Below are 17742 nucleotides of genomic sequence, written 5' to 3'. Positions count from 1 at the left end.
AGCCGATACGATGGCCGACGTGCACGCCCGGGAATTCAGGGACCCGGACGCACATCGACCGAAGGAACACCGTGACAGAGCTCTCGACGGACCCGACCACCCACGCCGCCTCGTCCCCGGCCGTCCGCGTCGCCATCGTCGACGACCACGAGTCCGTCCGCCTCGGCATCCCGGCCGCCTGTCAGAACGAGGGCTTCGACGTGATCCTCACCGCGGCCGGCGTGCAGGAGTTCGTCGAGAACCTCGCCGGCCGTGAGGTCGACGTCGTCGTGCTCGACCTCTCGCTCGGCGACGGGTCGACCGTCACCGAGAACGTCAAGCGCGTCCAGGCGACCGGCTCGGCCGTGCTCGTGCACAGCATCGCCGACCGGGTCGCCTCGGTCCGCGAGGCCCTCGCCGCCGGCGCCGCCGGCGTGATCCCCAAATCGTCCGCGACCAAGACCGTCATGGCCGCCGTCGCCACCGTCGCCCGGGGCGACGTGCTGAACAACCTCGAGTGGGCCAGCGCGATCGACGCCGACCGCGACTTCGCCAAGGCCCAGCTCGGTCGACGCGAGCGCGAGATCCTGCATCTCTACGCCTCGGGCCTGCCCCTCAAGCTGGCCGCGCAGCAGCTCGGCATCGGCTACTCCACGGCGCGGGAGTACCTCGACCGGATCCGGGTGAAGTACGTCGAGGTGGGCCGCCCGGCGCCGACCAAGGTCGACCTGCTCCGCCGCGCCGTCGAGGACGGCATCCTGCCCGGCCTCGACGCGGACGGCGGCGATGGCCGCTGACCCGGCACCCGCCGGGCCGACCCCGCCGCCGCGCACCTCGCGGAACCCGATCAGTCGGGCTCTGTTCGAGAAGGTGCTCGGCCGCGTCGTCGCCGTGGCCGGACTCGTCTTCGGCATCCAGACGTTCCCGACGATGCTCGGCCAGATCGGCACCATGCAGATCGCCTGGGCGTGGATCTTCGGCATCGCCATGTTCGGCGGCTTCCTCGCCATCGGCGTCGCGAGCGTCGTCGTCCGGGGCGTCGACACCGCCAGCGCGTTCGTCGCGATCTCGTACCTGATCGCCCTGATCACCTGGCCCCTCGCCGTCCAGGATCCGAGCGTCGTCCAGCCGTCGGTGCCCTGGCTCTGGTACCTCTGCACCGTCGCCACGGCGGCCGCGGCCTACGCGTTCACCGCGTGGATCGCCATCGGGTACCTCTTCGTCGCGCCTCTGGTCTACGGGCTCATCCGGCTGACCCCGTCGGGAGGCGCGGTGTCGTTGTCGCGGGCGACCCTGGACTCGACGTACGCGATCCTGCTCGGCGGTGCGGTGCTCATCCTCGTGCTGATCCTGCGGCAGGCGTCGGCCAACGTCGACGCCGCCCAGGCGACGGCCGTCGCCCGATACTCGAACGCGATCCGCGAGCACGCCACGGAGCTCGAGCGCGTGCAGGTCGACGCCATCGTGCACGACAGCGTGCTGACCACGTTCATCCAGGCCGCTCGCGCCTACTCGCCGGATGAGAGGGTGCTCGCGACCAACATGGCTCGGAACGCCGTCGCCCACCTGGCGTCGGCGGCCGCGTCGACGCCGTTCGACGAGTCGACGACGACCCTCGAGTCGATGCGCGGGAGGCTCGTGACGGTCAGCGCCGAGATGGGCGTGGCCGTCGAGCTGCGGGCGCACGACCTCGGCGATCGCTCCGTCCCGGCCGCGGCCGCGGAGGCCCTGTACAGTGCCGCCGTCCAGGCGTTCGTGAACAGCTCGCAGCACGCGGGGGACGGACCGGGCGTGCACCGGTGGATCAGCGTCGAGGCGAGCCCCGAGGGAGGCGCCCTGATCGAGGTCGGCGACACCGGCGCGGGCTTCGACCCCGAGGTCGTCCCGGCGGAGCGGCTGGGAGTGCGCGTCTCGATCGTGGAGCGCCTCGGCAACGCCGGCGGTCGGGCCTGCATCGAGTCGCGCCCGGGGGTCGGGACCGTCATTCGCCTGCTCTGGCCGAGCGGCGACGTCGCCGGGCCGTTGCCGGGGCGCCTCTCGTGAGGGTCTCCGTCCCGCGGTGGCTCATCGTCCTCCTCGCCGCGGTCTTCTCCTGCTACCACCTGGTGCTCGCGGGGGTCTCCCTCGACCGGTTCGACGACCCGTGGCCCGTCCTCGCCTGCATGGTCGCCTACGCGACCGCGACGGTGGCCGCGCTGTGGCCGAGCAGGCGCGCGGCGATGCCGGCCTGGACGGCCGCCTTCGCCCTCGCCGTCAGCGTCGTCATCCCGCTCCAGATCACCTCTCAGCTCGACCCCGGCGACGCGAACGGCTACGCGACCTGGTACGTGGCCGCCATCGGGACCCTCATGGTGATCGTCGCGACGCGGCGACGTCAGTGGTTCGCGTGGCTGGGCGTCGGGTTCATGGCGGTGCACGGCGTGGCGTGGAGCGGCCTCGGCTCGCTCGCCGACCTCGGCGTGGTCGGGAGCGTGACCTGGGTGGCGTTCGCCACGGCCATCTCGTCGACCCTCACGCGGGCCAGTCGCGAGACCCGGGAGTTCATCCTCGCGGAGCACGAGGCGGCGGACTGGCAGGCGGCCCAGGAGGCGCACATCAACGAGCGCCAGTACCGTCTGGTGCAGACCGGCCGGACCGCGCGGCCCATGTTGCTCGCCATCGTCGCGCAGGACGGCGACCTGACGCCCGAGCAGCGACAGGAGTGCCTCAACCTCGAGGGCGCGATCCGCGACGAGATCCGCGGGAGGCGCCTCCTCGACGACGACGTCCGACGCGAGGTCATGGCGGCCCGGCGACGCGGCGCCGTGGTGAGCCTGCTCGACGAGGGCGGCATCGACGACATCGAGGGCGACGAGCTGGCCCGCATCCATCGGTCGCTGGCGGAGGCCCTGCACGGATCGACGGCGGACCGCATCATCATCCGCACCGTCCCCGGCGGCGGGGACGACGCCGTGACGGTCGTGGGCCTGGGGTCGCCGGACCTCAGCTCGAACGCCCTCGGCCGGGCCGGCTCGGTCGGTGCCGACGAGGACGACGACGACGACGAGGTCCAGCTCTGGCTGCAGATCCCGCGGTCGTCGGACGACGTCCGAGCCTGAGTCCCGGCCTCCGAGGCCACGGGACGCGTCGGCGGAAGCGAACGGCGGGGGACGAACAGAAGGGCCGGACGATGTCCGGCCCTTCTGGAAGATCCCGGATCAGGGCGGCAACCCGAATGCCGCCCTGACCCGCCCCCGAAAGAGAACCCGCTTACCCTAGTTGGTTCTCAAACGGTGGTGTAACTCTGAGAGAGACACCTAGCACAAGTAATAATGCCGGTCGCGGCTCGAAGTGCAAAGTCGTCATTTAGGGGGACAGTCAGGGGACGATTGACCGGTCTACCCCCGTTCGGGTGCCCGCAACGGCGGGGATCGGCCGATCAGGAGGCGCGATCGACCCGTCGGGCCGGGGGACAAACCAGATGGTACGGAGAGCGGACCGGTGGACGCGGGGTCAGCCGGAGAACCCGCGCCAGTGCCCGGGGCCGGGCACGACGGGGCCACGGAGCCGGCGAGAGGAGCGGTACCAGGCCGACACCGCCGCGGGAGCGTGCGCCACCTCGGCGGTGGCGGCCGCCTCGGCCTCCAGCGCCGCGAGCACCGCGGTCACGGCCGCGAGCTCGTCGTCGGTGGGCCGACCCGCCACGACCCGGAGCACGACGTCGTCCATCGGGCGCGCCTCCTCGGGGTCCACCGGAGTCTCCGCCGCGTGCCGCCCGCTCACAGGGGGATGTTCCCGTGCTTCTTGGGCGGCTGGGTGGCGCGCTTCGTGCGCAGGGCGCGGAGGGCCTTGACGACGGCGACCCGGGTCGCCGAGGGCTCGATCACGCCGTCGAGCTCGCCGCGCTCGGCGGCGAGGAACGGGCTCGCCACGTTGTAGGTGTACTCGTTGGCGAGTCGGGTCCTGACGGCGGCGACGTCCTCGCCTGCGGCCTCGGCCGCCTTGATCTCGTTGCGGTACAGGATGTTCACCGCGCCCTGACCGCCCATGACGGCGATCTCCGCCGTCGGCCAGGCGAGGTTGATGTCGGCTCCGAGCTGCTTGGAGCCCATGACGATGTACGCGCCGCCATAGGCCTTGCGGGTGATGACGGTCACGAGCGGGACCGTCGCCTCGGCGTAGGCGTAGAGCAGCTTGGCCCCGCGTCGGATGACGCCGGTCCACTCCTGGTCGGTGCCGGGCAGGTAGCCCGGCACGTCGACGAGCGTGAGGATTGGGATGCCGAACGCGTCGCAGAACCGGACGAAGCGGCTCGCCTTCTCGCCGGCCTCGATGTTCAGCGTGCCGGCCATCGCGGAGGGCTGGTTCGCGATGATGCCGACCGAGCGGCCCTCGACCCGGCCGAAGCCGATCACGATGTTCGGGGCGAACAGCGGCTGCACCTCGAGGAACTCGCCGTCGTCGACCACGTGCTCGATGACGGTCGTCACGTCGTAGGGCTGGTTGGGGCTGTCGGGGATCAGTGTGTCGAGCACGCGGTCGTGGTCCGTGGTCTCGAGCTCGACGGTCCGCTCGAAGATCTGGGGCTCGGACAGGTTGTTGTCGGGCAGGAACGACAGCAGCGACCGGGCGTAGTCGAGCGCGTCGTCCTCGTCGCTGGCGAGGTAGTGCGAGACGCCGCTGACCTTGTTGTGGGTCAGCGCGCCGCCGAGCTCCTCGAAGCCGACGTCCTCGCCGGTGACGGTCTTGATGACGTCCGGTCCGGTGACGAACATGTGGCTCGTCTTGTCGACCATGATCACGAAGTCGGTGAGCGCGGGGGAGTACACCGCGCCTCCGGCCGCCGGGCCCATGATGAGCGAGATCTGCGGGATGACGCCGGAGGCGGCCGTGTTCAGGCGGAAGATCTCGCCGTACTTGCCGAGGGCGACGACGCCCTCCTGGATGCGCGCCCCGCCGGAGTCGAGGATGCCCAGGATCGGCACGCCGGTCTTGATGGCGAGCTCCATGACCTTGATGATCTTCTCGCCGGCGACCTCGCCGAGCGATCCGCCGAAGATGGTGAAGTCCTGGCTGTAGACGGCGACCTGACGCCCGTGGATGGTGCCCGTGCCGGTGACCACGGCGTCGCCGTAGGGGCGCTTGGCCTCCATGCCGAAGGCGTGGGTGCGGTGCCGGACGAACTCGTCGAGCTCGACGAAGGACCCCGGGTCGAGCAGCTGGTCGATGCGCTCGCGGGCCGTCTTCTTGCCCTTGGCGTGCTGCTTGGCGACGGCCGCCTCGCCGCTCGCGGTCACGGCCTCGTGATAGCGGGCCCGGAGGTCGGCCAGCTTGCCGGCCGTCGTGTGCAGATCGGGCTGGGCGCTGTCGGTCGTCTCGGGGGAGGGAGTCGCGTCGGAAGTCACGCGCTTCACTCTACTGACCACGTCGACGCGAGCCGTTGGAGGTTTCCACGCGTGCGCGGACCGCTCTGTGGTGGAACTCGTCAACACCCGGCGCCACGAGCCGTAGGCTGTCGCGGTGACCTTCCCTCTCAGCTCCTCGCGGGCGGCGCACCTCGAGCATCCCGAGACGACCGGGTCGACCAACGCCGATCTGCTCGGCCGGACCGACCTCCGGCACGGCAGCGTCGTCGCGACGCTCCGTCAGACGTCCGGTCGTGGCCGTCTCGACCGGTCGTGGTCGGCGCCCGACGGCGAGACCCTGGCCGCGAGCGTCGTCCTCGAGCCCCGCGGGCTCGACGCGGCCGCGCTGGGCTGGCTGCCGCTGATCGCCGGCGTCGCGATGCGCGCCTCCCTGTCCGGCCTGGTGGCGGCCGACGCCGGGGTCATCGGGGTCAAGTGGCCCAACGACGTGCAGATCGACGGTCTCAAGGTGTGCGGCATCCTCGCCGAGCTCCGACCCGACGGCGCGGTCGTGGTCGGCGTGGGCGTGAACCTCACCATCCCGGCGGACCGGCTGCCCACCCCCACGTCGACGTCCCTCGCCCTGCACGGGGTCGACGGCCCGGCCGCCGACATCGCGGACCGGGTCCTGGCCGGGTTCCTCGACGAGGTCCTCTCCGCGCTCGACGCGCTGTCGGCCGCGGGCGGCGACGCCGAGGCCGCCGGGCTGCGCTCCCGCGTCTCGTCCGAATGCACGACCCTCGGGAGGGACGTCCGCGTCGAGCTGCCCGACGGGTCCGATCTGGTGGGGGTCGCCACGGAGCTCGACCCCTCGGGTCGACTCGTCGTCCGGTCCCGTTCCGGACACGACGTGGCGGTGTCCTCCGGTGACGTCACCCATCTGCGCTATGAATGACCCCATGAGCTCCGTCGACCAGCAGGCCCCCGAGGCCGTCGTCGCGCGGCTCCGACCGCACTCGCGGGTCATGTTCTGGCCGTCCGTCGCCCTCGTGGCCGTCTGCGGCGCCGCCGGCTACTTCGGCGGCCGCTTCGAGGCGGACTGGCAGAACTGGGCGCTGCTCGGGGCGGCCGTCGTCGTCATCGTGCTGGTCTGGGTCGTGCCGCTGCTGGTGTGGCTCGGCCGTCACTACGTGATCACCACCCGGCGCATCATCCTGCGTCGCGGCCTGCTGGTCCGCACCCGCCAGGAGCTCCTGCACAGCCGCGGCTACGACCTGACGGTCCGGAAGAACGGCGTGCAGAGCCTCTTCCGCAGCGGCGACGTGCTGATCAACAGCGGACTCGACCGTCCGGTCGTGTTGTGGGACGTGCCGGGCGCGGACCTCGTGCAGTCGACGCTTCACGACATGATGGAATCGAACACGAACTTCGTCGCGCAGCGGCGGCAACACGATCAGTCGGCGGGCGCCGACGGATCGACCTTCTGGAACGGCGACTAGCCCCGTTCCGCTCCTCGAACGACAAAAGGTGTCTTCATGCGTATTTCTGTGATCGGCTGCGGTTATCTCGGCGCGGTGCACGCGGCCTGCATGGCCGAACTCGGCCACGAGGTCGTCGGCATCGACGTCGATCAGCACAAGGTCGACGAGCTGTCGGCCGGCCGGGCGCCGTTCTTCGAGCCCGGGCTCCCCGAGGTGCTGACCCGTGCGCTCGAGTCGGGACGGCTGCGCTTCTCGACCGACCTCGCCGACGCCGCGGGCGCCGAGGTCCACTTCGTCGCCGTCGGCACGCCGCAGACCAAGGGCAGCCACGCGGCCGACCTGACCTACGTCGACGCCGCCGTCCGCGGCCTCCTGCCGCACCTGGCGGACGGCGACCTCGTCGTCGGCAAGTCGACCGTGCCGGTCGGGACGGCCAGCCGCCTCGGCGAGCTCGTCCGCGCCTCCTCGGGAGCCGACCTCGCCTGGAACCCCGAGTTCCTCCGCGAGGGTTTCGCCGTGAAGGACACCATCACCCCCGACCGCTTCGTGTACGGCGTCCCGGCGGGCGAGGCGGGGGAGCGCGCCACGGCCCAGCTCGACGCCATCTACGCCACCGCGCTCGAGGCGGGTACGCCGCGACTGGTGACGGACTACGCCACGGCGGAGCTCGTCAAGGTCTCGGCCAACGCCTTCCTGGCCACGAAGATCTCGTTCATCAACGCCATAGCGGAGATCGCCGAGGCGACCGGGGCGGACGTCACCCAGCTCGCCGACGCGATCGGGCACGACGCCCGCATCGGCCGTCGGTTCCTCAACGCCGGCATCGGCTTCGGCGGCGGCTGCCTGCCGAAGGACATCCGCGCCTTCCAGGCGCGCGCCGACGAGCTGGGTCTCGACTCGCTCGCGTTCCTCTCCGACGTCGACGCGATCAACCTGCGCCGCCGTGACCGCGTCGTGGCTCTCGCCGAGGAGCTCGTGGGCGACGTCTCCGGCGCCCGGGTGGCCGTCCTCGGTCTCGCCTTCAAGCCCGACAGCGACGACGTCCGCGATTCGCCCGCCCTCGACGTGGCTCGCCGCCTCCACGGCCGGGGCGCGTCGGTCGTCGCCTTCGACCCCGAGGCGAACGGCACGGCGGGCCGCGTCGCCCCCGAGCTGGAGTACGCCGCCGACGTCGAGTCCGCTCTGCGCGGCGCCGACGTCGTGCTCGTCCTGACCGAGTGGAAGCAGTTCCGCGAGCTCGAGCCCGCCGCCGTGGCCGGGCTGGTGTCGCACGCCCGCGTCGTCGACGGTCGCAACACGCTGGACGCGGCCGCCTACCGCGCCGCCGGATTCGAGTACCGCGGTCTCGGCCGCCCCTGAGCCGGGGGAGCCGAGACGGGCGGGTGCACGGGCCGAGGCCCGGCGCCCGCCCGTCTCGGCGTCCCGCGGTCAGCGCGCCGGTGCCGGGTCCGTCTCGACGGACGTGCGAGCCGGGTGGAACACCCACAGCTTGTAGAGGGTGAACCGGAAGGCCGAGCCCAGGGCGAGGCCGATCACGTTGCTCGACAGGTTGTCGGCCGCCGCGGAGCGGAAGCCGAGCACGTAGTGCGACACGCCGAGGCAGGCGAGCCCGATCAGCAGACCCCCGAGCGCGACGGCGAAGAATTCCGCGGCTTCGCGGAACGCCCGACGGCGTCGCGTCGCGCGGAACGTCCAGTAGCGGTTGCCCAGCCAGACGACGACGATGGCGATCAGCCCCGAGGCCAGTTTGGCGAGCACGGGGCCGGAGTCCAGTCGCTCCGGATCGAACACGGTCGCGCGGAGGACGTTGAAGAGACCGAGGTCGACCACGACGCCGAGCGCTCCGACCGTGCCGTACCGCGCGAGCTGCAGGACGAGCCGGCGCATGCGCCTCCTCGGGTGATCGGCCAAGATGGGTGGGGCTCGACGAGCCCCAGAGATCGTACCGCGCCCCCTGCGCCGCCCCGGCTTCGAGTCGGAGGCGATCGCGAGGGCGCCTCGCACCGAGGAGACAGCATGGCCTACGTGATCGGCGTGATCGGAGGCGGGCAGCTGGCCCGCATGATGGTGCCCCCGGCGATCCACCTCGGACTCGACATCCGGGTCCTCGCCGAGACCGAGGGCAGCTCGGCCCGGCTGGCGGCGACCCGGGTCGGCGACTACCACGACGCCGAGACCGTCCTGGCCTTCGCCCGTGACGTCGACGCCGTCACCTTCGACCACGAGCACGTGCCGCAGGACGTCCTGGCCGCTCTGGTCGACGCCGGCGTCGCCGTGCACCCGTCCCCGGAGGCCCTCTTCGTCGCGCAGGACAAGATCGTCATGCGTCGACGACTCACCGACCTCGGCCTCCCCGTGCCCGACTGGGCCGCCGTCCGCGACGCGGGCGCCCTCGGGGTCTTCCTCGCCGAGCACGACGGGCGCGCGGTCGTCAAGACGGCGCGAGGAGGCTACGACGGCAAGGGCGTCCGGGTCGTGCGGTCCGCCGACGGGGCCGACGACTGGTTCGCCGCGCTCGCCGAGGGCGAGGCGCTGCTGGTCGAGGAGCTGGTCGAGTTCCGTCGCGAGCTGGCCCAGTCCGTGGCCCGGCGGCCGAGCGGCGAGATCGTCGCGTGGCCCCTCGTCGAGAGCATCCAGCGCGACGGCGTCTGCGCCGAGGTGATCGCCCCCGCCCCGAACAGCGCGGGCCGACTCGCGGACGTCGCCGAGCAGATCGCGCGGACCATCGCCGACGAGCTCGGGGTGACCGGCGTCCTCGCCGTGGAGCTCTTCGAGACCACCGACGACCGCCTGCTGGTCAACGAGCTGGCGATGCGCCCGCACAACACCGGCCACTGGAGCATCGACGGCTCGACCACGAGCCAGTTCGAGCAGCATCTGCGCGCCGTGCTCGACCTGCCGCTCGGCGACACGGGCATGCACGACCGCTGGAGCGTCATGGTCAACGTGCTCGGCGGGCCCGAGCAGGGCACCCTCGCCGCGCGCCTCCCCGCTCTGATGGAGGACCTGCCCTCGGTCAAGGTGCACGACTACGGCAAGGATCCGCGACCCGGCCGCAAGGTCGGCCACGTCACGGCCACCGGCGACGACCTCGACGACGCGACCTATCGGGCGCGCGCCGCTGCGGAGTTCTTCCAGGGCTGACGCTATCCTCAAGTCCGTGTCCGACCCGAACCGCGCCTCCTCCGCTCCCTCGACGCCGAACGACCCGTCCGTGCCGCCTCGGGTGGCCATCGTCATGGGGTCGGACAGCGACTGGCCGACCATGCGCAGCGCGTCCGAGATCCTCTCGGAGTTCGGCGTCGCCCACGAGGTCGAGGTCGTGTCCGCCCACCGCACTCCCGACAAGATGATCCGTTTCGGGCGCGAGGCCGCGGGCCGCGGGCTCGGCGTGATCATCGCGGGTGCAGGAGGCGCGGCGCACCTGCCGGGGATGCTCGCCTCGGTCACGACCCTCCCGGTGATCGGCGTCCCGGTCGCCCTGGCGAAGCTCGACGGCCTGGACTCGCTGCTGTCCATCGTGCAGATGCCGGCGGGGATCCCGGTCGCGACGGTGTCGATCGGCGGCGCGGCGAACGCGGGACTGCTCGCCGCGCGCATCCTCGGCGTCTCGGACCCCGGCGTCGCGACGCGCCTGGCCGAGTACGCGATCAGCCTCGGCGAACTCGTCGAGGAGAAGAACACGGCCCTCCAGCGGTCGCTGTGAGCGCCACGCTGCCCGTCCGGCATCCCGACCTCGGGTCGGAGCCGTTCATGACCCGGCGCGCCTGGGTGCTGGTCGTGCTGAACGTGCTGGTGCCCGGGTCGGCGCAGGTCCTCGCGGGGAACCGTCGCCTCGGACGGATCGGGCTGGCGTCCACCCTGGTGTTCTGGGCCGTCGCCGTCGTGATGATCGCGCTGGCGCTGTTCTTCCGACGACCGCTGATCGAGATGGCGACGAGCGTCGTCGCCCTCACCGTGGTCCAGGTCTTCCTGGTGTACTACGCGGTCCTCTGGGTGGTGCTGACGCTCGACACCCTCCGGCTGCTGCGCATCGTCCGGACGGCCCCGACCGCGCGCGGATTCCTGGCGGGCGCCATGGCGCTGCTGCTGTTCGCGACGGTGGGTCCCGCGGCGTGGGGCGCGTACCTGTCGGGAGTCCAGCACGGGCTGCTCAACGATCTCTTCACGTCGCAGGCGCAGGCCGCCGATCCCGTCGACGGTCGATACAACATCCTGCTGCTCGGCGGCGACGCCGGGGCCGACCGCACCGGTCTGCGGCCCGACAGCATCTCGGTGGCGAGCATCGACGCGGAGACCGGTGCGGCCACCCTGATCGGCATCCCGCGCAACCTCTACAACGCGCCGTTCTCGGAGGGGTCGCCCCTCTGGGGCGCCTACCCCGACGGCTACTCCTGTGGCGACGACTGTCTCGTCAGCTACCTGTACACCTACGGCGAGGAGCACCCCGAGCTGTATCCCGACGCGGAGGAGAACGGGTCGAACCCGGGCGTCGAGGCCATGCGCGACGCGATCTCCGGCGTCACGGGGCTGACCCTGCAGTACTACGTGCTCATCGACATGGAGGGCTTCGCTCAGCTGATCGACGCCCTGGGCGGCATCGAGGTCGACAACACCGAGGGGCGCTTGCCGATCAACGGCGGCGTCGACGCCGCCGGTCAGCCGATCAACGTCGACGGCTGGATCGAGCCCGGCAAGCAGACCCTGGATGGGTACCACGCCCTCTGGTACGCCCGCGCCCGCCACGGGTCGGACGACTACCACCGGATGGCCCGGCAGCGCGAGGTGCAGCAGGCGCTGCTGACGCAGTTCCAGCCGGCGACCGTGCTGGCGAAGTTCCAGTCGGTGGCCAGCGCCGGGGTGCAGACCGTCGACACGGACATCCCTCGTGGTGCGTTGAGCGCGTTCGTCGAGCTCGCGCTCAAGACGAAGGGCCAGGAGATCGCCGACCTCGAGATCGTGCCGCCGACCTACGACAACGTCTACCCGGACTTCAGCGTGATCCGCGCCGACGTGGCGGCGGCGACGGCGTCGTCCGCAGGCTGAGCGACCCGCCCACCGGCTCGTCGCACGGCGCTGCCGCGGGAACGGCCTCGGTGCTCGTCGGGCCGGGGGTCAGAGGTCGGCGTGCAGCTGCCAGACCTTGTCGGCCGAGTCCGTCCAGCTGAACGCGTGCGAGCGGTCGAGGCCGATGACCCCGAGACGCGTGCTCAGCTCGAGATCGCCGACGACCTGGAACATGGCCTGGGCGAGCCGCTCGGGGTAGTGCTCGGGGTCGTCACGGGGGACCACGATGGCGGCGTCGGCCGCCACCTCGACGAGCGCCGGGGTGTCGGAGATCACGGTGGGGGTGCCGAGGCTCAGGGCCTCGATGACCGGCAGTCCGAACCCCTCGGCGAGGCTCGGGAACACGAAGACGCTGGCTCGCTGCAGCAGCACCGCGAGCTGCGCGTCGGAGACGAACCCGAGCGATCGGACGCGGCCTTCGGCCAGGCCCTCGCGGGCGACGATGTCGGCGATGCTGACCTCGCCCCATCCGTCGGGACCCACGATCAGCAGGGGGACGTCGGGGGCGTCGGGGTGCCCCATGGCCTGGATGAGCGGCTCGATGCCCTTCCGGGGTTCGAGCGTGCCGACGCTGAGCGCGTAGGCGGGAGGCAGGTCGAGGTCGTCGGCGAGCGAGTCGGCGTCGTCGGGGACCCTCAGATCGGCGCTCACGGCCCCGCCGACCACGCGCAGGCGGTCGCCGAAGTCGAAGTGCTCCGACAGCTCGTCGGCCACGGCGTGCGTCGGGACGACCACCGCGTCCGCGAAGCGGTGCGCCCTCCTGGCCATCGCCTTGTGCCAGCGGACGCCGCGCGGCGTGAGGGTCTTCGGGTGCGTCCACGGGACGGTGTCGTGGATGGTGACCACGGACTGGGTCGCCGGGTCCAGGGAGCGGTCGTGGCGGAAGAGCGGCGCGAGCAGGCTCGTGGAGTGGATCATGCCCCGACCGGGCAGACCGACCACGCCCGTCTGCCAGGCGACCGACAGCTCACGGCGGCCCAGCGGGGCCTTGGCGAGTCCGGAGAGGCCCGGCAGCAGATCGGTCAGCCGGTCGTACTCGGCCTGCGGGTGCGCCGCGACCACGCCCTCGACGTCGCACGACCGAGGGGCGGTCGCGATCAGGCCCCGGGTGAGCTCGACGGTGTAGCGGCCGATCCCGCCCGGGACGGGAGCGAGGATCTGGTCAACGACCACTCGAAGCGTTGTCATCGGTCTCGAGAACTCCCCTGCTGGCGGCCTCGGTCAAGGCGTCGTTCCATGCGCGCATCGGGGCCAGCCCCGCCGTCGCCCACGCGTCGTGACCGAGCACGCTGTAGCCGGGTCGAGGCGCAGGGCGGACGAAGCTCGAGCTATCGGTCGGTTCGACCCTAGCAGCGTCGAGACCGGCTTCCTGGAAGACGGCCCGGGCGAAGTCGTACCAGCTGGCCTGCCCGCCGTTGGTGCCGTGATAGACGCCCGCGGGGGCGTCGGAGTCGACCAGCCGGACGATCTGCTCGGCGAGGTCGAGGGTCCAGGTGGGCTGCCCGACCTGGTCGTCGACGACGCTCACCGTGTCGTGGGTCGCGGCGAGCTTCAGCATCGTGCGCGCGAAGTTCGACCCGTGGCGGCCGTAGAGCCAGGCCGTGCGGACGATGTAGGTGCCGTCGGGGTTCGCCTCGAGGGCGAGGCGCTCGCCCTCGGCCTTCGTGCGACCGTAGGCGCTGACCGGCGCCAGGGGCGTGGACTCGGCGTAGGGCGTCGTGGCCCGGCCGTCGAACACGTAGTCGGTCGAGACCTGGACGAGCCGGGCGCCCGAGGAGGCGGTGGCCTCGCCGAGCAGGCCCGCTGCGGTCCCGTTGACCGCCAGCGCCGCCTCCTCGTCCGTCTCCGCCGCATCCACCGCGGTGTAGGCGGCGGCGTTGATGACGACGTCGTGGCCGGCGACGGCGGCGAAGACGGCGTCGCGGTCGGTGACGTCGAGGTCGGCCCGGCCGAGCACGGTCACCTCACGTCCGAAGAGCGCCTCGAGCAGGTCGGAGCCGAGCATGCCCCGGGCTCCGGTGACGAGGTACCGGCGGTTCTGAGCGGAGGTCACGAGAGAGCCGCGCGCTCTTTGAGGGGCTCCCACCACTCGCGGTTGTCGCGGTACCACTGCACGACCTCGGCCAGGCCCTTCTCGAAGGGGACGAGCGGCTCGTAGCCGAGCTCCTCGCGGATCTTCGAGATGTCGACCGAGTAGCGGAGGTCGTGCCCGAGACGGTCCTGGACCCGGTCGACGTACGACCAGTCCTTGCCGGTCGACTCGAGCAGCATCCCGGTGAGCTCCTTGTTGGTCAGCTCGGTGCCGCCGCCGATGTTGTAGATCTCGCCGGCGCGGCCGCCCACGAGCACCATGGCGATGCCGCGGGTGTGGTCGTCGACGTGCAGCCAGTCGCGGATGTTGTTCCCCTCGCCGTAGAGGGGGACGTGCTGGTCGTCGATGAGGTTCGTGACGAAGAGGGGGATGACCTTCTCGGGGAAGTGGAAGGGCCCGTAGTTGTTGCTGCAGCGCGTGATGGAGACGTCGAGGCCGTGCGTGCGGTGGTAGCTGCGGGCGAGCAGGTCGCTGCCGGCCTTCGACGCCGAGTAGGGCGAGTTCGGCTCGAGGGGGCGGTCCTCCGCCCACGAGCCCTCGGCGATCGAGCCGTAGACCTCGTCCGTCGAGACGTGGACGAAGCGCTTCAGGTCGTTCCGGAGCGCGGCGTCGAGCAGCTGCTGCGTGCCGAGCACGTTGGTCTCGACGAAGATCGAGGCGTCCCGGACCGAGCGGTCGACGTGCGACTCGGCGGCGAAGTGGACGACGGCGTCGACCTCGGGGAAGAGCCGGTCGAGCAGGGCGCCGTCGCGGATGTCGCCCTGGACGAAGGTGTAGCGCGGGGAGTCGGCGACGGAGGCGAGGTTCGCCTCGTTGCCCGAGTAGGTCAAGGCGTCGAGCACGACCACCTCGGCGCCTTCGAGGCCCGGGTAGGCGTCTTCGAGGGTGCGTCGGACGAAGTTCGAGCCGATGAAGCCGGCGCCGCCGGTGACGAGGATTTTCACACTGTTCCTTGGTGGTCGGTCGCGGAAGGGTCAATCGATCTTAGGGGGAGGGGGTCCGGAGAGGGTCGGCGACACCGCGGGGAGCCGGCGTCCCCCCTTCCGCCGAACCTCACTCGGGGGGTGGATCGGGGGACAAATCCATGTGAACGTGTACCCATGGACATTCGCGACGCCCTCGCCGAGGCTGCCCCCGCCGCCTCCCGATCCGTCGACCGCCGACGCGTGCTGACCTTCGCCGCGGCGGCCGCCGGGGGAGTGGCGCTCGCCGGCGCCCAGGCCCTGCCCGCCTCGGCCGCCACCTCGCTCGGCGAGACCTCGAACGGCGTCGCGACCATCGCGCAGGCTCTGGCCGCCGCGCAGGCCTCGTCGTGGGGCGGCTACGCGAACGGCAAGATCCCGGTCTCGGCCCTCACCCCCGTCGTCTCGACCGTCGCCGGATCGGGGTACCTCCGAGAGGACGCCGCGAGGCAGTACCTCTCGATGAGCCTGGCGTTCTCCCGTGCCGTCGGACGCCCCCTCGTCATCACGGAGGGCTACCGCACCTACGCGCGCCAGGTCGACTACTGGAACCGCTACCAGAACGGCACCGGCAACCTCGCCGCCTACCCCGGCACGTCCAACCACGGCTGGGCCATCTCGTGCGACTTCGGCTCCGGCGTCGAGACGGCGGGCACCACGGCCAAGCGCTGGATGGACGCCAACGGGCCGTCGTACGGCTGGACGCCCACCGGCAACGGCTTCTCCCGTCCCGAGCCGTGGCACTTCGACTACGTCGGCGCCTGGGTCGGATCGTCGGCGACGGCGAATCCCAAGGTCGGCAGCGGCGACGTCGTCGTCCTCCGCAGCACGCAGGCCGTCGGGAACATGCCGGCCGGCTACACGGCTCTGCTCGGGGTGCGCAGCCTCCGGCACCTGTCGACGATCGACATGATCAACTCGATGCGTGTGATCTCCACCCCGTACTTCGAGGTCAACGCCAGCGTGTTCTACAACGTCATGGCCTCGCTGTCCGTGCCGCTCGCGGCGCTCACGAACGATTCGAACTACTGGCGTCGCTGACCGAACCGGCCCGCCTGCTCACCGTCCCACCACCAGAGGAACAACCCATGATCATCCTCCGATGCACCGATTCGCTCAGCGGCGTCGGCCGCGGCTTCACCTGCCTCGTCGACGTCCGCACGCTCCGCCACCTCTCGACGTCCGCCATGGTCTCGTCGCTGAAGTCGATCGGCGTGACCTACCGGGAGGTCAACAGCGTGGGGTTCTACAACGTGCTGAGCTCGATGTCCGTGCCGAAGACGGCCGTGAAGCAGTCGGCGGACTACTCCGGGCGCTGATCGCCCCGGGCGGGTGATGCGCCCTCGGGACCCGCGCTCTCGTCCGGGCCGTCGAGCGCCCGGATGACACGGGCCGGCACGCCGGCGACGAGCGAGTTCGGCGGCACGTCGCGGATCACGACGCTGCCCGCCGCGACGACGCTGCCGGGCCCGACCGTGACACCGCCGAGCACGGTGACGTCGGCTCCGATCCAGCACCCGTCGCCGATCACGATCGGCTCGGTGCGGCCGGCGCCCGTGCGGTTGTCGGAGGGGCCGACGTCGTGCGTCTCGGTGACGAACCGGGCGAAGGGCCCGACCGACACGTCGACGCCGATGGTCGTCCGAGGCCGGATGTAGACGTCGCGGTTGAGGAACGTCCCCGCGCCGACGGAGGCCGGGCCGAAGATCCGCGTGCCGTCGAGGACCCGCGTCGAGGCGCCCAGGACCACGCGAGCGCGGTCGGTTCCGAAGAACGCGACCTGGTCGCCGATCTTCGCGCCGGAGCCGATCTCGACGTACGCCGGGCGAGGACGACGGGGCCCGGCGGCTCGGGCCTCGGCCTGTCGGACCGCGGCCTCGAGCGCCGTGAGACGGTCGTCCAGGCGGTGGGCCCGCGACACGGCGCGCAGCCATCGGCTCATCGTCTTGAACACGACGCCACTCTATTATCGACCTGCGACGATCTCGCCGAACCCATCCGACGGGCCCCGGGATCGAGCCCCCAGAGGAGAAGCATGAGCCCCACACCCTCCGTCGGCCCGCGGATCCTGGCCGCCGTGGCCGTGACCGCCGTCGTCGCGACGGCCGTCGTCGCGGGCGTCGCCCTGTCGGGACCCCGCGACCCGGAGTCCGCCTCGGCCGCTGCAGGGACCTCCGCGCCCGCCTCCTCGCCCCGCGCCACGGCCTCGGCCGCGCGCGTCGCGTACCTGGGCGACTCGTACACGGTGGGCACCGGCGCCACCACGGAGGCCGACGGCTGGGTGTCGCAGCTCGACGACGTCTTCGGCTGGCAGGGGACCAACCTCGGCTGCGGCGGATCGGGGTACGTCGCCCCGGGAGGCTCGTGCAAGAAGGCCTACGACAAGCGCATCTCCGACGTCGTGGCGGCGAGGCCCGACGCCGTCATCGTCTCCGGCGGACTCAACGACGTCCGGACGACGGACGACCTGAACGAGCTCAAGAAGGAGGTCGACAAGACCTTCGCCGATCTGCGCATCGCCCTGCCCGACGCGGAGATCGTGGCCGTCTCCCCGCTGTGGGGCGCCGGTCGCACACCGTCGACCATCACCATCCTGGGCGCGATCGTCGAGACGGCGGTCGCCAAGGTCGACGGCACCTACCTCGACATCGGCCAGCCGCTGTACGCCCGCCCCGACCTGATGATCGACGACGGCATCCATCCGAACGACGCCGGTCACCGGGTGATCGCCGAGGCGGTGGCCGAGACCCTCGTCGACGTCGGGGTCGCCCGGGAGTCCGCGGACACCGAGGCCGCCCAGGCCCCCTGACGCCACCGTGGCGTCCGGAGCGGCCGCG

At 71.7% G+C, this 17742-nt stretch carries 19 protein-coding genes; 12 read left to right on the top strand and 7 right to left on the bottom strand.

What is annotated here, in order from left to right; all coding sequences use genetic code 11:
- Window positions 1-71: 71 nt before the first annotated feature.
- The 3 genes from FFA01_RS07390 to FFA01_RS07380 are packed head-to-tail and all read left to right on the top strand — an operon-like array spanning window position 72 to window position 3077.
- On the top strand, window positions 72-776 hold the full coding sequence (locus FFA01_RS07390; RefSeq protein WP_146854536.1) for a response regulator transcription factor: 705 nt from the start codon (window positions 72-74) through the stop codon (window positions 774-776).
- Complete coding sequence (locus FFA01_RS07385) at window positions 766-2022, top strand: ATP-binding protein (RefSeq protein ID WP_146854534.1); 1257 nt, start codon at window positions 766-768, stop codon at window positions 2020-2022. Before FFA01_RS07390 ends, FFA01_RS07385 begins: the two co-directional genes overlap by 11 nt.
- The gene (locus FFA01_RS07380; RefSeq protein WP_146854533.1) at window positions 2019-3077 is read left to right on the top strand and encodes a DUF8320 family protein; all 1059 of its coding nucleotides are present in this window, start codon (window positions 2019-2021) and stop codon (window positions 3075-3077) included. The genes FFA01_RS07385 and FFA01_RS07380 overlap by 4 nt, the downstream gene beginning before the upstream one ends.
- Before the next feature lie 394 nt (window positions 3078-3471).
- Here the strand turns inward: FFA01_RS07380 and FFA01_RS07375 are convergent, their stop codons facing one another.
- Window positions 3472-3687 (bottom strand): acyl-CoA carboxylase epsilon subunit, encoded by a 216-nt coding sequence (locus tag FFA01_RS07375; protein ID WP_146854531.1) that lies wholly within the window; start codon window positions 3685-3687, stop codon window positions 3472-3474.
- Between the two features lie 50 nt (window positions 3688-3737).
- Complete coding sequence (locus FFA01_RS07370; protein ID WP_146854529.1) at window positions 3738-5363, bottom strand: acyl-CoA carboxylase subunit beta; 1626 nt, start codon at window positions 5361-5363, stop codon at window positions 3738-3740.
- A gap of 115 nt (window positions 5364-5478) precedes the next feature.
- Between FFA01_RS07370 and FFA01_RS07365 the strand changes: the two genes are divergently transcribed.
- From FFA01_RS07365 to FFA01_RS07355, 3 genes are read left to right on the top strand one after another with little or no spacing between them, the layout of a single operon-like run.
- The gene (locus FFA01_RS07365) at window positions 5479-6258 is read left to right on the top strand and encodes a biotin--[acetyl-CoA-carboxylase] ligase (RefSeq protein WP_146854527.1); all 780 of its coding nucleotides are present in this window, start codon (window positions 5479-5481) and stop codon (window positions 6256-6258) included.
- 4 nt (window positions 6259-6262) lie between these two features.
- Window positions 6263-6802 carry a PH domain-containing protein gene (locus tag FFA01_RS07360; protein ID WP_146854525.1) on the top strand — a complete coding sequence of 180 codons (540 nt, stop codon included), beginning with the start codon at window positions 6263-6265 and terminating at the stop codon, window positions 6800-6802.
- Window positions 6803-6838: 36 nt separating this feature from the next.
- Complete coding sequence (locus FFA01_RS07355) at window positions 6839-8143, top strand: UDP-glucose dehydrogenase family protein (RefSeq protein WP_146854523.1); 1305 nt, start codon at window positions 6839-6841, stop codon at window positions 8141-8143.
- A gap of 69 nt (window positions 8144-8212) precedes the next feature.
- Here FFA01_RS07355 and FFA01_RS07350 read toward each other — a convergent pair whose 3' ends face one another.
- On the bottom strand, window positions 8213-8671 hold the full coding sequence (locus FFA01_RS07350; protein ID WP_146854521.1) for a GtrA family protein: 459 nt from the start codon (window positions 8669-8671) through the stop codon (window positions 8213-8215).
- A gap of 129 nt (window positions 8672-8800) precedes the next feature.
- On the opposite strand from FFA01_RS07350, the gene FFA01_RS07345 reads away from it, so the two are divergent.
- Genes FFA01_RS07345 through FFA01_RS07335 form a run of 3 tightly spaced genes read left to right on the top strand, consistent with a single transcriptional unit; the run spans window position 8801 to window position 11830 of the window.
- Entirely contained in the window at window positions 8801-9928 is a 1128-nt protein-coding gene (locus FFA01_RS07345) for a 5-(carboxyamino)imidazole ribonucleotide synthase (RefSeq protein WP_146854519.1), read from the top strand.
- 16 nt (window positions 9929-9944) lie between these two features.
- Entirely contained in the window at window positions 9945-10490 is a 546-nt protein-coding gene (gene purE / locus FFA01_RS07340) for a 5-(carboxyamino)imidazole ribonucleotide mutase (protein WP_371859186.1), read from the top strand.
- Complete coding sequence (locus FFA01_RS07335; protein WP_146854517.1) at window positions 10487-11830, top strand: LCP family protein; 1344 nt, start codon at window positions 10487-10489, stop codon at window positions 11828-11830. The genes purE and FFA01_RS07335 overlap by 4 nt, the downstream gene beginning before the upstream one ends.
- Before the next feature lie 69 nt (window positions 11831-11899).
- Here FFA01_RS07335 and FFA01_RS07330 read toward each other — a convergent pair whose 3' ends face one another.
- The 3 genes from FFA01_RS07330 to rfbB are packed head-to-tail and all read right to left on the bottom strand — an operon-like array spanning window position 11900 to window position 14887.
- A complete protein-coding gene (locus FFA01_RS07330) occupies window positions 11900-13024 on the bottom strand; it encodes a glycosyltransferase family 4 protein (protein WP_307725042.1) in 1125 nt (374 codons plus the stop codon).
- Window positions 13014-13904: a dTDP-4-dehydrorhamnose reductase gene (gene rfbD, locus FFA01_RS07325; protein WP_280178065.1), complete on the bottom strand. Its 891-nt coding sequence runs from the start codon at window positions 13902-13904 to the stop codon at window positions 13014-13016. Before rfbD ends, FFA01_RS07330 begins: the two co-directional genes overlap by 11 nt.
- Window positions 13901-14887, bottom strand: a complete 987-nt coding sequence (gene rfbB / locus FFA01_RS07320; protein ID WP_146854513.1) for a dTDP-glucose 4,6-dehydratase — start codon at window positions 14885-14887, stop codon at window positions 13901-13903. Before rfbB ends, rfbD begins: the two co-directional genes overlap by 4 nt.
- A gap of 156 nt (window positions 14888-15043) precedes the next feature.
- On the opposite strand from rfbB, the gene FFA01_RS07315 reads away from it, so the two are divergent.
- A complete protein-coding gene (locus tag FFA01_RS07315; RefSeq protein WP_146854511.1) occupies window positions 15044-15946 on the top strand; it encodes a M15 family metallopeptidase in 903 nt (300 codons plus the stop codon).
- A 47-nt stretch (window positions 15947-15993) separates the two neighbouring features.
- Window positions 15994-16224 (top strand): hypothetical protein, encoded by a 231-nt coding sequence (locus FFA01_RS07310; RefSeq protein ID WP_146854509.1) that lies wholly within the window; start codon window positions 15994-15996, stop codon window positions 16222-16224.
- On the opposite strand, the gene FFA01_RS16405 is transcribed toward FFA01_RS07310, so the two are convergent.
- Entirely contained in the window at window positions 16209-16859 is a 651-nt protein-coding gene (locus tag FFA01_RS16405) for an acyltransferase (RefSeq protein WP_280178064.1), read from the bottom strand. The two genes, FFA01_RS07310 and FFA01_RS16405, sit on opposite strands and share 16 nt — an antisense overlap.
- A gap of 81 nt (window positions 16860-16940) precedes the next feature.
- On the opposite strand from FFA01_RS16405, the gene FFA01_RS07300 reads away from it, so the two are divergent.
- Window positions 16941-17714 (top strand): SGNH/GDSL hydrolase family protein, encoded by a 774-nt coding sequence (locus FFA01_RS07300; RefSeq protein ID WP_146854507.1) that lies wholly within the window; start codon window positions 16941-16943, stop codon window positions 17712-17714.
- Window positions 17715-17742 lie beyond the last annotated feature (28 nt).

Origin of the sequence: Frigoribacterium faeni (genome assembly GCF_007988805.1) — a bacterium.
Taxonomy (GTDB): Bacteria; Actinomycetota; Actinomycetes; order Actinomycetales; family Microbacteriaceae; genus Frigoribacterium; species Frigoribacterium faeni.
Note: the sequence above shows the minus strand (reverse complement) of the source record. Positions and strands in the feature narration are given on the sequence as shown.